General features: G+C 72.7%; 14 protein-coding genes. 8 read left to right on the top strand and 6 right to left on the bottom strand.

Going from position 1 to position 15,615, the window contains the following annotated elements:
- Nucleotides 1–83: 83 nt before the first annotated feature.
- Nucleotides 84–1,058 carry a 4-hydroxy-3-methylbut-2-enyl diphosphate reductase gene (locus ACFRQN_RS02545; RefSeq protein ID WP_049651726.1) on the bottom strand — a complete coding sequence of 325 codons (975 nt, stop codon included), beginning with the start codon at nucleotides 1,056–1,058 and terminating at the stop codon, nucleotides 84–86.
- A gap of 120 nt (nucleotides 1,059–1,178) precedes the next feature.
- Here ACFRQN_RS02545 and ACFRQN_RS02540 point away from each other — a divergent pair, with 120 nt between their 5' ends.
- From ACFRQN_RS02540 to ACFRQN_RS02525, 4 genes are all read left to right on the top strand, one after another.
- On the top strand, nucleotides 1,179–2,555 hold the full coding sequence (locus ACFRQN_RS02540; RefSeq protein ID WP_380737666.1) for an APC family permease: 1,377 nt from the start codon (nucleotides 1,179–1,181) through the stop codon (nucleotides 2,553–2,555).
- 99 nt (nucleotides 2,556–2,654) lie between these two features.
- Nucleotides 2,655–3,869, top strand: a complete 1,215-nt coding sequence (xseA, locus tag ACFRQN_RS02535; protein WP_049651724.1) for an exodeoxyribonuclease VII large subunit — start codon at nucleotides 2,655–2,657, stop codon at nucleotides 3,867–3,869.
- A gap of 32 nt (nucleotides 3,870–3,901) precedes the next feature.
- Nucleotides 3,902–4,159 (top strand): exodeoxyribonuclease VII small subunit, encoded by a 258-nt coding sequence (locus ACFRQN_RS02530; RefSeq protein ID WP_049651723.1) that lies wholly within the window; start codon nucleotides 3,902–3,904, stop codon nucleotides 4,157–4,159.
- Nucleotides 4,160–4,269: 110 nt separating this feature from the next.
- On the top strand, nucleotides 4,270–4,872 hold the full coding sequence (locus ACFRQN_RS02525) for a malonic semialdehyde reductase (protein ID WP_380737664.1): 603 nt from the start codon (nucleotides 4,270–4,272) through the stop codon (nucleotides 4,870–4,872).
- A gap of 105 nt (nucleotides 4,873–4,977) precedes the next feature.
- Here the strand turns inward: ACFRQN_RS02525 and ACFRQN_RS02520 are convergent, their stop codons facing one another.
- A complete protein-coding gene (locus tag ACFRQN_RS02520) occupies nucleotides 4,978–5,514 on the bottom strand; it encodes a DUF4245 domain-containing protein (RefSeq protein ID WP_369808295.1) in 537 nt (178 codons plus the stop codon).
- Between the two features lie 215 nt (nucleotides 5,515–5,729).
- Between ACFRQN_RS02520 and glpX the strand changes: the two genes are divergently transcribed.
- Nucleotides 5,730–6,770 (top strand): class II fructose-bisphosphatase, encoded by a 1,041-nt coding sequence (gene glpX / locus ACFRQN_RS02515; protein ID WP_049651720.1) that lies wholly within the window; start codon nucleotides 5,730–5,732, stop codon nucleotides 6,768–6,770.
- A 131-nt stretch (nucleotides 6,771–6,901) separates the two neighbouring features.
- Here glpX and ACFRQN_RS02510 read toward each other — a convergent pair whose 3' ends face one another.
- Both ACFRQN_RS02510 and ACFRQN_RS02505 read right to left on the bottom strand, forming a co-directional pair.
- Nucleotides 6,902–7,279 (bottom strand): WhiB family transcriptional regulator, encoded by a 378-nt coding sequence (locus tag ACFRQN_RS02510; RefSeq protein ID WP_049651731.1) that lies wholly within the window; start codon nucleotides 7,277–7,279, stop codon nucleotides 6,902–6,904.
- Nucleotides 7,280–7,595: 316 nt separating this feature from the next.
- Complete coding sequence (locus tag ACFRQN_RS02505; protein WP_380737662.1) at nucleotides 7,596–8,366, bottom strand: DUF1707 domain-containing protein; 771 nt, start codon at nucleotides 8,364–8,366, stop codon at nucleotides 7,596–7,598.
- Between the two features lie 146 nt (nucleotides 8,367–8,512).
- Here ACFRQN_RS02505 and ACFRQN_RS02500 point away from each other — a divergent pair, with 146 nt between their 5' ends.
- Nucleotides 8,513–10,180: a fumarate hydratase gene (locus ACFRQN_RS02500; protein ID WP_049651719.1), complete on the top strand. Its 1,668-nt coding sequence runs from the start codon at nucleotides 8,513–8,515 to the stop codon at nucleotides 10,178–10,180.
- Nucleotides 10,181–10,284: 104 nt separating this feature from the next.
- Here ACFRQN_RS02500 and ACFRQN_RS02495 read toward each other — a convergent pair whose 3' ends face one another.
- Nucleotides 10,285–11,043: a GntR family transcriptional regulator gene (locus tag ACFRQN_RS02495; protein WP_049651716.1), complete on the bottom strand. Its 759-nt coding sequence runs from the start codon at nucleotides 11,041–11,043 to the stop codon at nucleotides 10,285–10,287.
- Between the two features lie 137 nt (nucleotides 11,044–11,180).
- Here ACFRQN_RS02495 and ACFRQN_RS02490 point away from each other — a divergent pair, with 137 nt between their 5' ends.
- On the top strand, nucleotides 11,181–11,384 hold the full coding sequence (locus ACFRQN_RS02490; protein WP_049651715.1) for a hypothetical protein: 204 nt from the start codon (nucleotides 11,181–11,183) through the stop codon (nucleotides 11,382–11,384).
- 253 nt (nucleotides 11,385–11,637) lie between these two features.
- Here ACFRQN_RS02490 and ACFRQN_RS02485 read toward each other — a convergent pair whose 3' ends face one another.
- Nucleotides 11,638–11,922: a hypothetical protein gene (locus ACFRQN_RS02485; RefSeq protein WP_117489375.1), complete on the bottom strand. Its 285-nt coding sequence runs from the start codon at nucleotides 11,920–11,922 to the stop codon at nucleotides 11,638–11,640.
- Nucleotides 11,923–12,136: 214 nt separating this feature from the next.
- Here ACFRQN_RS02485 and ACFRQN_RS02480 point away from each other — a divergent pair, with 214 nt between their 5' ends.
- The gene (locus tag ACFRQN_RS02480) at nucleotides 12,137–15,091 is read left to right on the top strand and encodes a BTAD domain-containing putative transcriptional regulator (RefSeq protein ID WP_380737659.1); all 2,955 of its coding nucleotides are present in this window, start codon (nucleotides 12,137–12,139) and stop codon (nucleotides 15,089–15,091) included.
- The last annotated feature ends 524 nt before the right edge of the window (nucleotides 15,092–15,615 follow it).

Genomic DNA, 15,615 nt, shown 5'->3' with positions numbered 1-15,615 from the left:
TGTGGGGGTTGTGTTTTTTTCATTCCCCCCCCCGCGCGCGCGCCCCCCCCCCCGGGGGGGGGGGCGGGCCCTTCCGGGTGGGGTCAGAGCTTGCCAGCCGCCTCGGCGCGCAGGTCACGGCGCAGTTCCTTGGGCAGCGAGAAGGTCAGGTGCTCCTCGGCGGTCTTGACCGTCTCGACCGTGTCGTAACCGCGCGTGGCCAGGAACTCCAGCACGCCGTCGACCAGGATCTCCGGCACCGAGGCGCCGCTGGTCAGGCCGACCGTGGTGACGCCCTCCAGCCACTCCTCGCGGATCTCCTCGGCGAAGTCCACCAGGTGGGCGGCCTTGGCGCCGTACTCCAGGCCGACCTCGACCAGGCGGACGGAGTTGGAGGAGTTCTTGGAGCCGACCACGATCAGCAGGTCGGTCTCCGGGGCCAGCTGCTTGACCGCGACCTGGCGGTTCTGGGTGGCGTAGCAGATGTCGTCGCTGGGCGGGCTGACCAGCCCCGGGAAGCGCTTCTTCAGCTCGCCGACGGTGGCCATGGTCTCGTCCACGGACAGGGTGGTCTGGGACAGCCAGACGACCTTGGACTCGTCCCGGACCTGCACGTTGGCGACGTCCTCGGCACCGTCCACCAGGTGGATCCGGTCCGGGGCCTCGCCCATGGTGCCGATGACCTCCTCGTGGCCCTCGTGGCCCACCAGCAGGATGTCGAAGCCCTCGTCGGCGAAGCGCACGGCCTCCTTGTGCACCTTGGTGACCAGCGGGCAGGTCGCGTCGATGGTGGCCAGCCGGCCGGCCCGCGCCTCGTCGTGGACGGCCGGGGCGACGCCGTGCGCCGAGAAGACGACGATCGAGCCCTCGGGCACCTCCTCCGTCTCGTCGACGAAGATCGCGCCCTTCTTCTCCAGGGTCTGCACCACGTACTTGTTGTGGACGATCTGCTTGCGGACGTAGATGGGCGCCCCGTACTGCTCCAGGGCCTTCTCCACGGCGATCACGGCGCGGTCGACTCCCGCGCAGTAGCCCCGGGGGGCGGCGAGCAGGACACGGCGCTGCGCGGTCTTGGACATGGCTCCATCGTACGGGCGGCCGCGAGCGGCGCCCGCCCGCCGGGCCCCCGGCGCGAAGCCGCGCCGACGGCGGACACATTCCGTGCAGACCCGGTCAACAGCGCTCAAAATATGGTGTCTATGAGCTCTGTGAGCGAGCAGGTGACGCCGAGCGGCCTGCGCCGCAGCCTGGGCGTCCGCGATCTGATGGTCTACGGACTGCTGTTCATCGCCCCGATGGCCCCGGTCGGCGTCTTCGGCGTGCTGGACGCCAAGAGCCACGGCGCCGTCGCCACGGTGTACCTGGCCGCGACGGTGGCGATGGGCTTCACCGCCTTCTCGTACGCCCAGATGGTGCGCGCGGTGCCGCAGACCGGCTCGGTGTTCGCCTACGCCCGGGCCGGGCTGGGCGAGGGGCCGGGCTTCATCGCCGGGTGGATGGCGATGCTCGACTACCTCCTGATCCCCGCCGTGGCCTACCTGTTCTCCGGGATCGCGCTGAACTCCCTGGTCCCGGACGTCTCGCGCTGGGTCTGGACGGCGCTCGCGGTGGTGGTGACCACCGCGCTCAACCTGGTCGGGGTGCGGACGGCGGCGGTGGTCGGCCTCGCGGTGCTCGCGATGGAGATCGCGGTGCTGGCGGTGTTCGTGGCCGCGGCCGTGGTGGCGCTGGCCCAGGGCGGGGCCCAGCGCGGCTGGGACACCCCGTTCACCGCCGTCGGGGCCTTCTCGATGACCGCGGTGGTCTCCGCGGTGTCCGTCGCGGTGCTCTCCTACCTGGGCTTCGACGCCATCGCCACCTTCGTGGAGGAGGCGGTCGGCGCCTCGGCGGCGGTGGCCCGGGCGGTGCTCTGGTGCCTGGCGCTGGCCGGGGTGCTGTTCGTCGCCCAGACCTACCTGGCGGCGCTGCTGGAGCCGCTGGGCCCGCAGCAGCTGGCCGCCGACCCGGCGGCGCAGGGCTCGGCCTTCTACGACACCGTGGAGAGCGGCGTCGGGCACTGGCTGCACGTGCTGGTGGCGGCCAGCAAGGCGATCGGCGCGGCCTTCGCGGCCCTGGCCGGGCAGGCCGCGGCCGGGCGGCTGGTCTTCGCAATGGGCCGGGAGGGCCGACTGCCGCGACTGCTCGGCTCCGTCGACCCGGGCAGCGCGGTGCCGCGCCGGGCACTGCTGGCGGCCGCGGTGATCACGATGGCGGCGGCGGTCTGGGCGGCCGACCGGGACGACGGGCTGGACCAGCTCACCTCGGTGGTCAACGTGGGCGCGCTGACCGCCTTCGCGCTGCTGCACGCCTCGGTGATCGGCTGGTACGCGGTGCGGCACGGCTCGCGGCGGTGGCTGCGGCACGTGGTCGTCCCGGCGCTGGGGATCGCGGTGATCGGGGCGGTGGTGTACGAGGCCTCGACCACCGCGCAGATCGTCGGGCTGGTCTGGCTGGCGGTCGGCCTGGTGGTGCTCGCCGTCCAGGGCGCCGCCCGCGGCGGGGCCGACGGGCGCCGGCCGCCCCGGCTTCCCCGGTGACCGCCGTCGGGCCGCGCGGGGCCGGGCGCGGCCTCGGCCGGGCCGGCCCGCGACGACGCGGTCTCGGCCGTGTCGGCCCGCGCCGCTAGCCTCGTACGCATGGCCAACACCAGCTCCCCCGAAGCGCCGCTCCCGGTCGGCAAGGTCTCCGCGCTGATCGGCGGCTGGGTCGACCGGCTCGGCGCGGTCTGGGTGGAGGGGCAGATCACCCAGCTCAGCCGGCGCCCCGGCGCGGGCGTGGTGTTCCTGACCCTGCGCGACCCGCAGGCCGACGTGTCGCTCACGGTGACCTGCTTCCGCTCGGTGTTCGACCAGGTCGCGGAGGTGGTGCAGGAGGGCGCGCGGGTCGTCGTGCACGCCAAGCCGGAGTGGTACGCGGCGCGCGGGCAGCTGTCGCTGCGTGCCTCGGAGATCCGCCCGGTGGGCCTCGGCGAGCTGCTGGCCCGGCTGGAGCAGCTGAAGCGGCGGCTCGCCGGGGAGGGCCTGTTCGCGGCCGAGCGCAAGCGGCCGCTGCCGTTCCTGCCGCAGTGCGTCGGGCTGGTCACCGGGCGCGACTCGGCCGCCGAGCGCGACGTGCTGGAGAACGCCCGGCGGCGCTGGCCGGCCGTCCGCTTCGAGGTGCGCAACGTCCCGGTGCAGGGGGTCAGCGCGGTGGAGCGGGTGAGCGCGGCGGTGCGGGAGCTGGACGAGCACCCCGAGGTGGACGTGATCATCGTGGCCCGCGGCGGCGGCAGCGTGGAGGACCTGCTGCCGTTCTCGGACGAGGGGCTGGTGCGGCTGGTCGCGGCCGCCCGTACGCCGGTGGTGAGCGCGATCGGGCACGAGCCCGACCAGCCGCTGCTGGACTTCGTGGCCGACCTGCGCGCCTCCACCCCGACCGATGCGGCCAAACGGGTGGTTCCGGACGTCGGCGAGGAACTGGCCAAGGTCCGTCAGCTGCGCGACCGCGCCCGCCGGCACGTGCTGTCCCGGGTCGACCGCGAGCAGCACGGACTGGACGGGGTGCGCAGCCGCCCGGCGCTGGCCGCCCCGCACCGGATGCTGGACGGGCGCGGGCAGGAGGTGGACGGCCTGCTGGAGCGGGCCCGGCGCACCCTGCGGCACCGGCTGGACCACGCGCAGAGCGACCTCGGCCACACCCTGGCCCGGGTGGTGGCGCTCTCCCCGGCGGCCACCCTGGAGCGCGGCTACGCGGTGCTCCAGCGGGCGGACGGCACGGTGGTGACCGACCCGGCGCAGGTCGCGCCCGGCGAGGGGCTGCATGCCCGGGTGGCGGGCGGCGGCTTCGACGTCACGGCGGCCGACGCGGGCTGACGCTGTCACCCGCACCCCCTACGCTGGCACGCATGGCAGAGCAGCAGGAGCAGCAGGACGCGGCGGCGCCGAACCCGGACGACGCGCTGGGCTACGAGCACGCCCGGGACGCGCTGCTGGACGTCGTCCGGCAGCTGGAGAACGGCGGGACGTCGCTGGAGGAGTCGCTGGCCCTGTGGGAGCGCGGCGAGCAGCTGGCGAAGGTGTGCCAGCGCTGGCTGGACGGCGCCCGGGCCCGGCTGGACGCCGCCCTGGCCGCCGAGGAGGGCGCGGGCCCGGGCGGGGAGTGAGGCAGGTCACATTCGCTTGGGGAATCGTTGAAACTTCACCTATGTTGGATGAAGTGACCGGCTGCGGCCGATCATACCGACGAACCCCCTTTCGCATGAGGTGCAGAAGCATGACCACCGACGCCCTGGTACTCGACGCCGCCGCCCAGGACCTGCTGTTCCGCGAGGCCCGCACCGCGAACACCTTCACCGACGAGCCGGTCACCGAGGAGCAGGTCCAGGCCATCTACGAGCTGGTCAAGTACGGCCCGACCGCCTTCAACCAGCAGCCGCTGCGCGTCGTCCTGGTCCGCTCGGCCGAGGGCCGCGAGCGCCTCGTCCAGCACCTCGCGGACGGCAACAAGGCCAAGACCGCCGCCGCCCCGCTGGTCGCCGTCCTCGCCGCGGACAACGAGTTCCACGAGGAGCTGCCGACCCAGTTCCCGCACTTCCCGCAGGCCAAGGACGTCTTCTTCTCGGAGCGCAGCGTCCGTGAGCAGTCCGCCAAGCTGAACGGCGCCCTGCAGGCCGCGTACTTCATCATCGGCGTGCGCGCCGCCGGCCTGGCCGCCGGCCCGATGACCGGCTATGACGCCGAGGGCATCAACAAGGAGTTCTTCGGCGACGGCGAGCACTCGGTGCTGGCCGTGGTCAACATCGGCAAGCCGGGCGACGACGCCTGGTTCCCGCGTTCGCCGCGCCTGGCCTACGACGAGGTCGTCACCACCGTCTGATCCGCCCCGCGCGCAAGGGCCCCGCACCGGTTCGTCCGGTGCGGGGCCCTTCGGCGTCGTCCAGGGTGCTCCGGCGCGTGCCGGGCGGGGTGGAACGGGGGCGGGCTACTTGAGCGCCTGCGCCAGTTCGGTCAGCTCCTCGTAGGAGGCGGTGCCGGTGAGCAGGGTGGTCCCGGGGCCGGTCTGCACGGTCAGCGCGCGGGCCTTCTCGCCCTGCACGCGCTCCCAGGCGCGGCCGGCCACCTCGGCGGTGCCGTCCGGCTTGGCGCCCGTCACGTAGGCGGCCAGCAGGGAGTCGCGCGGCACGTCGCTCTGCTCGACCGCCGCGTACTGGCCGGAGGGGGTCACGAAGCCCAGGTGCCAGGCGTTGCCCCTGCCGTTGTTCTGGTCGGCCGGCTTGTAGCTGACCGAGGTGGCCCGCCACTTGTCGGACAGCCCCTCCGGGGAGAGCACCGGGTACGGCGCCGCACGCCTGGCGGTGGAGGTCTCCACCTTGTACGCGACCTCGTGCACCGGGTCGCCGTTGGCGTCGTGCGGGAGGAACAGGTACCCGATCCAGACGACGAAACCGACCACCAGCATCGACAGGACCATGTCCCGTACGGTCTGCCGACCCCTCATGCCCTTGTTGTCTGCTGCCACCCCCACATGGTGACTCATCCACATCCCGGGGCGGTCACCAGGGGTATTCACGTCCGGGTGAAACGGGATGAACAGGCGTTTTCCGCCACAGAGCAGCGACCCGCGCCACAGACAGTCATCTCGTGGGCAGATACGATCGCAATACCCTCACCACGGCGTTCGACCTGGCAGTAGTCGGGCGCTCACTGGTCGTCGCGTACAGAGAGGTAACGACGATGTCCACGCAGTACCCGCACCAGCTTCCCAGTGCCCTGGAGGTCGCGCCCGAGGCTCCGGACCGGAACCTCGCGCTCGAACTCGTCCGGGTCACCGAGGCGGCCGCGATGGCCGCCGGCCGGTGGGTCGGCCGGGGTGACAAGAACGGCGCGGACGGCGCCGCCGTGAAGGCGATGCGCACCCTCGTCTCGACCGTCTCGATGAACGGCGTCGTCGTCATCGGCGAGGGCGAGAAGGACGAAGCCCCGATGCTCTACAACGGCGAACGGGTCGGCGACGGCACCGGCGCCGAGTGCGACGTCGCGGTCGACCCGGTGGACGGCACCACGCTGACCGCCAAGGGCATGAACAACGCGGTGGCCGTGCTGGCCGTCGCCGACCGCGGCACCATGTTCGACCCCAGCGCCGTGTTCTACATGGACAAGCTGGTGGCCGGACCGGAGGCGGCCGAGTTCGTCGACATCACCGCCCCGGCGGCGGTCAACATCCGCCGGGTCGCCAAGGCCAAGGGCAGCGCCGTCGAGGACGTCACCGTCGTGGTGCTCGACCGCCCGCGCCACGACGGCCTGGTCCGGGAGATCCGCGAGGCGGGCGCCCGGATCAAGTTCATCTCGGACGGCGACGTGGCCGGCGCCATCATGGCCGCCCGCGAGGGCACCGGCGTCGACCTGCTGATGGGCGTCGGCGGCACCCCGGAGGGCATCATCGCGGCCTGCGCGATGAAGTGCATGGGCGGCGTGATCCAGGGCCGGCTGTGGCCCAAGGACGACGCCGAGCGGCAGAAGGCCCTGGACGCCGGCCACGACCTGGACCGGGTGCTCACCACGGACGACCTGGTCAGCGGCGAGAACGTGTTCTTCGTCGCCACCGGCATCACCGACGGCGAGCTGCTGCGCGGCGTGCACTACCGCTCGGAGACCGCCACCACCAGCTCGCTGGTGATGCGCTCCAAGAGCGGCACCATCCGCGAGATCAACTCCACCCACAAGCTCTCGAAGCTGCGGGCGTACAGCGCGATCGACTTCGACCGCGCCAACTGAGCCCGGTAGGCGGTAGCCCGACGGACCGGGCTACCGCCTGCCGGGCCCCACGGCGACGCGCTTCGCGGCCCCGGCGGAATCCCCCTCCCCCGGGGCCGCGGCGCACCGTCCTCCCGCTCTCGGGCCCGCCCTCACCCGGCTATCCGGCGCCGACCGGCCGCCGTCACCCGGGCCGCCTCGCGCAGCTCCGCGTCCCGGCGGCGGCGCCGGGCCAGCACCACCCGCCGCTCGGCGGCCGTCAGCCCGCCCCAGACCCCGTACGGCTCCGGCTGGGCCAGCGCGTGCTCGCGGCACTCCAGCAGCACCGGGCAGCGGGCGCAGACCTGCTTGGCCTGCTCCTCGCGCGACAGCCGGGCCGCCGTCGGCTCCTTGGAGGGCGCGAAGAACAGCCCCACCTCGTCCCGCCGACACGCGGCACCGGTGTGCCAGGGATTGTCCTCGCCCGCGGGGGAACCCGCCGGGCCACCCGGGGGCTGCGGCTGCGGCCGGACGCCGGGGCGGCGCTCCAGGACCTGCGCGGCGGCGACTGGCGAGGTGGTGCGGGACTCGATCGGATGCAGCACGGCCGTACTCCTGACGAGGCTCTCGGACACGGGGACCCCTCGCTCCCCCGCCGGCTGCGAGCCCCCGCTGTCCAACCCCGGCACGGCCGCTCGGCCGCCTCCGGTGCGCAGCCGTCCAAGAAGCGATGTGCGGAAGGAACTACCCCGCTCGGCCGCGATTCATGCACACTGCACGCAATCGACTACGCAGAGCACTGGCCGCAACGCCGAGTGCCCGGCCGGTAGTTGGCTCCCGGCCGGGCACTGTGCAGGTCAACGGCGGTCAGTCGGTGCCGAGTTGACGGCGCACCCACTCCTTCAGCTTCTTGCCGCGGCGCGGCTTGGCCTCGCAACCGCCGAACAGCGCAAGGCCCTTGACCCGGACAACCGGAGCGTACGGGTCCGCCGCGGTCTGCTCGCGGACGTCGAAACCGCCGAAGATGCCGATGCCGGACCCCTGGAGGCTCACGTTCTCCGGGACCCGGATCTGGACCCCGCCGAAGATCGCCGTCACCGTGATCTCCACCTCGGGGGACTCGAACACGGCGTCGCTCAGGTCGATGTCCACGCCACCGAACGCGGTGAAGGCGCTCAGGTGCGAGCCCACCCGCCAGCGGCCCTTGCGGGACGCGCCGCCGAAGATCGCCACCACCGTCGGGGCCTCCTGGCGCGCCGGCTGCTGCGGCGGCGGCCCCTGCGGGGCGCTCAACGGCTGCTTCTCGAAGGACAGCGGGCGGGCCGGCAGGTCCCGGGTCAGCGGCGCGAGGTCGCCGAAGGTCTTCGAGGCGTACGCGGCCTCGATCCGCTCGGCGTGCTCGTCCGCGTCCAGGCGCCCCTCGGCGTAGGCGTCGCGCAGCAGCTCCGCGACCTTCTCGCGGTCGGCGTCGGAGACGCGCAGCTCCGCCTCCGCGGCCGGCGCGTGCGGCCGCGCCGCGGCCCCGGCCTCGGGCCTGAGTTCGGGTCTGCTCTCTGACTTGGGTTCGGGTTTGGTCATCGGTACGGGCACCGGCACCGGCGGCTGCCCCGAATCGTCGTGCGACGGCGAGTTGTCCACGGGGTCAGCCTAGTCGCTCGCACTCCTGCGCGAGTGAGCCCGGTCACGCAAGGCTGCCCTGTCCGCATGCCGACTTCCGGCGGGTCCTACCCTGGATGGTGCTTCGCCGACGCAGCCGCACCACTGGACCCCTAAGGACCGCCCCGATGGCTCCCACGCCAGACTTCGAGTACAGCGACCTGCTCCCCCTGGGCGCTGACCCGACCCCGTACCGCAAGCTCACCTCCGAGGGCGTCTCCACCTTCGAGGCCGGCGGTCGCACCTTCCTCCAGGTCGAGCCCGAGGCGCTGCGGCTGCTGACGGCCGAGGCGATGCACGACATCTCGCACTACCTGCGCCCCGCCCACCTCGCCCAGCTGCGCCGCATCCTGGACGACCCGGAGGCCAGCCCCAACGACCGCTTCGTCGCGCTCGACCTGCTGAAGAACGTCAACATCTCGGCCGGCGGCATCCTCCCGATGTGCCAGGACACCGGCACCGCGATCGTCATGGGCAAGCGCGGCCAGAACGTGCTGACCTCCGGCGGCGACGACTCCGCCATCGCGCGCGGCGTGTACGACGCCTACACCAAGCTCAACCTGCGGTACTCCCAGATGGCCCCGGTGACCATGTGGGACGAGAAGAACACCGGCAACAACCTGCCGGCCCAGATCGAGCTGTACGCCACCGACGGCGACGCGTACAAGTTCCTGTTCATGGCCAAGGGCGGCGGCTCCGCCAACAAGTCGTACCTGTACCAGGAGACCAAGGCCATCCTGAACGAGGCGAGCATGCTCTCGTTCCTGGAGCAGAAGATCCGCTCGCTGGGCACCGCGGCCTGCCCGCCGTACCACCTGGCCATCGTGATCGGCGGCACCAGCGCCGAGTTCGCGCTGAAGACCGCCAAGTACGCCTCGGCGCACTACCTGGACAACCTGCCGACCTCGGGCGACGCCAAGACCGGCCACGGCTTCCGCGACCTGGAGCTGGAGGCCAAGGTCACCGAGCTGACCCAGAAGATCGGCATCGGCGCCCAGTTCGGCGGCAAGTACTTCTGCCACGACGTGCGCGTGGTCCGCCTGCCCCGCCACGGCGCCTCGCTGCCGGTCGCGATGGCGGTCTCCTGCTCCGCCGACCGCCAGGCGCTCGGCAAGATCACCGCCGAGGGCGTCTTCCTGGAGCAGCTGGAGACCGACCCGGCGAAGTACCTGCCGGACACCACCGACGAGCACCTGGACGACGACGTGGTGCGCGTCGACCTCGACCAGCCGATGTCCGCGATCCGCGCCGAACTCTCCAAGTACCCGGTGAAGACCCGGCTCTCGCTCACCGGCACCCTGGTGGTCGCCCGCGACATCGCCCACGCCAAGATCAAGGAGCGCCTGGACGCCGGCCAGGGCATGCCCAAGTACCTCCAGGACCACCCGGTCTACTACGCGGGCCCGGCCAAGACCCCCGAGGGCTACGCCTCCGGCTCCTTCGGCCCCACCACGGCCGGCCGGATGGACTCCTACGTCGACCAGTTCCAGGCGGCCGGCGGCTCGATGGTCATGCTCGCCAAGGGCAACCGCAGCAAGCAGGTCACCGACGCCTGCGCCCAGCACGGCGGCTTCTACCTCGGCTCGATCGGCGGCCCGGCCGCCCGCCTCGCCCAGGACTGCATCAAGAAGGTCGAGGTGCTGGAGTACGCCGAGCTCGGCATGGAGGCGGTCTGGCGCATCGAGGTCGAGGACTTCCCGGCCTTCATCGTCGTCGACGACAAGGGCAACGACTTCTTCCGCGAGACCACCGAGGGCCCGCTGATCACCAGCCTGCGCGTCCGCTCCAAGGAGTAACCCCGCGCGCGGCAGCACCCCGCACGCCCCCGAACCGCCCCGGCCGCCCCGCGCCCGGGGCGGTGGCGTTCCCGGCGCCGCCCCCGCGCTCCTGCCGGCGGCGCTCAGGCGTCGAAGTCGTACTCCAGGACGTAGGAGGCGGCGTCCAGGATCATCTCGTTGAGCTCGACGACCTGGCCCTCGTCGGCGAAGGCGGTGCGGCAGATCAGGATGACCGGGGTGCCGGCGGACAGCTCCAGGCGGGCGGACTCGTCGGCGCCGGGCATCCGGGAGCGGACCTCCTCGCGGAAGTGCACGGGCTTGGCGCCGATCTCGGCGAGCCGGGCGTAGGTGCCGCCGGGGCCGGTGTCCTCGCGGGTGATGGCGGTGCCGGAGACCAGCACGGCGGGCAGGTAGGAGGTCGAGAGCAGCACCGGCTTGCCGTCCAGGACGAAGCGGCGGTGCCGCACGCACATCGGAGCGCCCGGGTCGACCCCGAGCACCCGGGCCACGTGCTCGGGCGCGCCCCGCTCGGTGACGGACACCTGGTCGACCACCAGGCTGCGGTTGTCGATGTCCGCCGACCATATCGACCGGCCGGACCCCCACTGCCCCTGCGCCAGCCGCTGGATGCCGCGCCGGCGCAGCGGCCGGAAGTCCCGGACGAACACCCCGGCGCCGCGCCGGGCCTCGGCGATGCCCTCGCTCTGCAGCACGCCCAGCGCCTGGCGGGCGGTCATCCGGGCCACACCGTACTCGTCCATGAGGTCGTTCTCGCCGGGCAGGCGGTCGCCCGCGCGGTACCGGCCGGTGTCGATGGCCTCCTTCAGCGCTTCGGCGATCCGCTGGTACTTGGGCTGCTTGTCGCCATTGCTGCCGGTCATCGCCGCTCCCTCTGCCTGGGACAAATCGTAGGCGTGCCCGCGGTCGCCGGTAAGGAGATACGACCGTTGACATCTCTAGAGATATTAGCTTCTCTAGAGATGCTGGCCAGTCGCCGACCAGAGCGAGGAGCAGCACGGTGAGCACCCGACAGCGCAACGCCCCGGCCTACCGGCCCCACGTGGGTGAACTCGTCCTCGACCGGAGGACCGGACGCACCGGCATCTACATGGACACCATCGGCGGCGAGCACTACCTGCGCCCCGAGGGCGGCGGCCGGGAATGGGCCGCGGAACCGCACCACGTCGCCCCCGCGCCCGAGACCCGCGATTCGGCTGATTGAGATCGGCATCGGGAATTGCGGAAAAATCCACGCAAACCACAACAATCAGGACCAGGCAATCCCCCTGGTGAATCCGGAATTCCGGAACGCGCGGCGCCCGACGCCGGGCACGTTACGGATAACGCCGGTCACCATGCGTGCACCATGGGCGGGAATCGGCCACCGCGATGCACCCGCACACGAATTGGCGCGCGCATAACCAACAGCGCCCCCGCGCCCGGACGGGGGCACGGGGGCGCACGGTCGGAACGGCTTACGGGTGGCCGCCGACGAGGGTCTCCGGCTCGTACGGGCCGCCCGGCTTGCCACCGGCCCGGTGGTCGGGCTCCTCGATGTACTGGCCCTCGTCACCGAAGGCGGCGTTCTCGAACGCGTCCTTCTCCGCGTCGGTCGGCGCCGTGTACTCGGTCGGGTTCGAGGACGCGGTCACCGCGCCCTCCACAGCCTTGCCCGCCTCCACAGCGGCGGCCGGGGCCTCGGTCTTCGCCGCGTTCTCGGGCGTGGACGGCGCCGGGGTCTCGCTCTGGTCGTTGGCCATTGGGAGGCCGCCTTTCGGTCATCAATTGTCTTCAGCCCGACCTCTGTGGCACGGGCGCGCGGACAGTATCGTAGGGTTGATTAAATGTCCGATAAACATCGTGCGGCTTGCGGCACCGTCCGGCAGAGTCGGGCGTCCGCCTAAGCTGAACCACCGCGGCGGACCGCCGAGCGCCCTTTCACGGAATCGACACCACAGGCCATCGGGGGACTTCATGGAGTTTCTGGAGACGCCGCAGAACCCTGCGCTGCGCTTCCAAGTCCTCGGTCCGGTCCAGGCCTGGCTCGACGGGAAACCCCTGTCCCTCGGATCCCCCCAGCAACAAGCCGTTCTGACCACGCTCCTGCTGCACTCCGGACGCCCGGTCACCACCCAGGACCTCGTGAACGCGCTCTGGGGCGAGCGGCCCCCGGCCCAGGCGGTGGCGGCGCTGCGCACGTACGTCTCCCGCCTGCGCTCCGTCATCGAGCCCCGGCGCGAGGTGCGCCGGCCCGCCGAGCTGCTGGTCTCGGTCGCCGACGGCTACGCGCTGCGCATCCCGGGCGAGGCCCTCGACCTGACGGTCTTCGAGCGGCTCGCCGGCGAGGCCGCGGCCGCCCGGACCACCGGCGACAAGCGCGAGGCACACCGTCTCCTGGTGCGGGCGCTGGACCTGTTCAGCGGCCGTCCGCTCACCGGCATCCCGGGCCCCTACGCCGACGCCCAGCGGCTCCGGCTGGCCGAACGCCAGGTGGCCGCCGCGGAGGAGCTGTGCGCCGCCGCGCTCGACATCGGCCTGCACGCCGAGATCGTCGGCGAGCTCAACAACCTGACGGCCGAGCACCCGCTGCGCGAGCGGCTGCGCGAACTGCTGATGCTGGCGCTGTACCGCTGCGGCCGCCAGGCCGAGGCGCTCGGTGTCTACACCGACACCCGCAAGCTGCTGATCGAGGAGCTCGGAGTCGAACCCGGCGCGGGGCTGTCCGCGATGCACACCCGCATCCTCGCCGCCGATCCCGACCTGGCCCCTCCCGCGGTGTCCGCTCCGGCCGCCCGCGAGGAGGGTCCGGCCGCGCCTCCGGCCCAACTCCCGGCGGACGTCTCGGACTTCAGCGGTCGCACCGAGCTGGTGGGCGACCTCTCGACGGTCCTGATGAACGCCACCGGCCAGGCCGTGGTGGTGACCTCGCTGGCCGGGATCGGCGGGGTCGGCAAGACCACCCTCGCCGTGCACGTCGCCCACCGCGTCCGCGCCGAGTTCCCGGACGGGCAGCTGTACGTCGACCTGCGCGGAGCCGGTGCCTCGCCCGCCGACCCGGTGGGCGTCCTGGGCGACTTCCTGCACGCGCTCGGCGTCACCGAGAGCCCCGACTCGCTGGAGCAGCGCGCCGCCCTCTACCGCTCGCTGCTCGCCAGCCGGCGGATGCTGATCCTGCTGGACAACGCGCGCGACGCCGACCAGATCCGACCGCTCATCCCCGGGGTCTCCGGCTGCGCGGTGCTCGCCACCAGCCGGTCCCGGCTGGCCGGCATCCCCGGCGCCCAGCTGTTCGACGTCGAGGAGCTGACCCCGCAGGAGGCGCTGGCGCTGTTCTCGGCCATCGTCGGGGAGCAGCGGGTCGCCGCCGAGCCGGAGGCGGCCATGGCGGTCGTCACCGCCTGCGGCTTCCTGCCGCTGGCGGTCCGCATCGCCGCCGCCCGGCTGGCCAGCCGGCCGCGGTGGAGCGTCTCCGACCTGGCCAGTCGGTTAGCCGACCAGCGCCGTCGCCTGGACGAGCTCCAGCTCGGCAACCTCGCCGTCGAGACCACCATCGGGCTCGGGTACGGACAGCTGTCCGTACCCGAGGCCCGCGCCTTTCGGCTGCTCGCCCTGATCGACTCCCCCGACATCCCGCTGGCGTCCGCCGCCGCGCTGCTCGGGGTGGACGAGTACACCGCCGAGGACCTCGCCGAGGCGCTGGTCGAGGCGAACATGCTGGAGTGCTTCACGCCCGGCCGCTACCGGTACCACGACCTGCTCCGGCTCTACGCCCAGCGGCAGAACGAGCGGATCGGCGACACCGAGGAGCAGGAGCGCGCCGTCCGACGGCTGCTCGACCTGCTGATCCCGACCCTCCGCACCGCGACCCAGCTCATCGAGCCGGACGATCCGCTGCCCGAGCTGCTCACCACCCCCGTCTCGGCCGGGATCGGCCTGCCGACCAGCGGCTCCGCCCAGGACTGGCTCCGGACCGAGGGCGCCCTGCTGCTCAGCGCCGCGGCCGCGGCGGCGGACGGCCCCCGCGCCTCACGGCACGCGGCGATGGACCTGATGATCCTGTTGTACGGTCTCGGCCCGGACCCCACCCACGGCCCTCAGGGGCGGCAGATCCTGGAGACCATCGGCGGCGAGGCGGAGCGCTGCGGCGACCGCGCCGCGCTCGCCCGGGTCCACGTCGCCCTCGGCACCCTGCAGTCCGTCACCAGCGACTTCCAGGGGTCCGAGCAGTCCTTCCGCCGGAGCCTGGAGCACCAGGCCCCGGACGAGCCGACCTTCCTGCTGCTGGCCACCGCCAACATGCTGGGCGTGATCCTGAACCTCGGCAACCGGCCGGCCGAGGCCCTGCAGTTCCTCGAACAGGCCCGTGCCACCAGCCGGGCCGTGGCCGCGCCGATCCTGGAGGCCCGGGTCGTCAGCAACATGGCCCGGGTGCAGCACCGGCTCGGCATGACCGAGACGGCGATCCGGTCGGCCGGCGAGGGCGTCGCCGCCGCGCGGCAGTCCAACAGCGGCCCGCTGCTCGCCCAGACCCTCTACCAGCTGGGCGTGGTGCTCGCCGGCGGCGAGGCCGTCCCGCACCTGCGGGAGGCGCACCGGCTCTACCGGTCGCAGCAGAACCCCCTCTGGGAGGGCTTCACCCTGGCCCGCTTGGCCTCCGCCCTGCTCGTCGCCGACCAGCACGCCGAGGCGGCCTCGGCCGCCGGCGAGTCACTGGCGCTCGGGCAGGAGATGGACTCCGCCTACTGCCAGGGCCTGGCGAACGCCGCACTGGGCGAGGCCCTGTTGGCGCTCGCCCAGCCGGCTCGTGGACTCGCCTGCCTCCAAGAGGCCCATGCGATCTTCACACGGCTCGGTGTGCCTGAGGCCTCCCCCGTGGCGGACCTCATCTCCCAGCAGCACACCGAGCCCTTCTCTCCCCCCGCGCCGTAAGGCTTCCGCTCCCCCACGGACAACCTCCCCCGTTCCGCGCGTCGGCGCCCCCGCAGCCCCCCGGCTGCGGGAGCGCCCTCAACGCTTCCCCGGCGCTGGACTCCACTGTGCACCGCGCCGATTGACGTTCGATAAACGTCCGATAGTCAGCCCGCGGATGGACAAAACCGCAGGTCATCGACCTTCCCCGGGCGCATCGTCCGGCGTGCGGGGCCGCGCGCACAACCCCGTCCGCACCCTCGTGCTTCCGCAACCCGGGCCACAACGGCCCAAGCACGGCGAGTTGGCCGGAAACGGACCCCATGGCGCAGTGATCACGCATATTCTCAGATGCCAGTACGCACACGAGTGTCGGCCGGAAACGCGTCGGGGTGCAGTCCGTCCGTGTGGTGCGGAGAGCGTGACGTACCGCCACCGGCAGCGGCCCCCGGGGCCGCGGAGGAGCCACCGGAGGCCACGGGTGGAAGGGTGCCTCGCAACGTGACGACCGGACAGATATCCGACCCGTTCCCCGTCGGCGAGGA

The sequence above is a fragment of the Kitasatospora sp. NPDC056800 genome, assembly GCF_042789775.1.
Lineage (GTDB): Bacteria > Actinomycetota > Actinomycetes > Streptomycetales > Streptomycetaceae > Kitasatospora.
The sequence above is the reverse complement of the archived record's forward strand: the minus strand, read 5'-3'. Positions and strand labels throughout refer to the sequence as shown.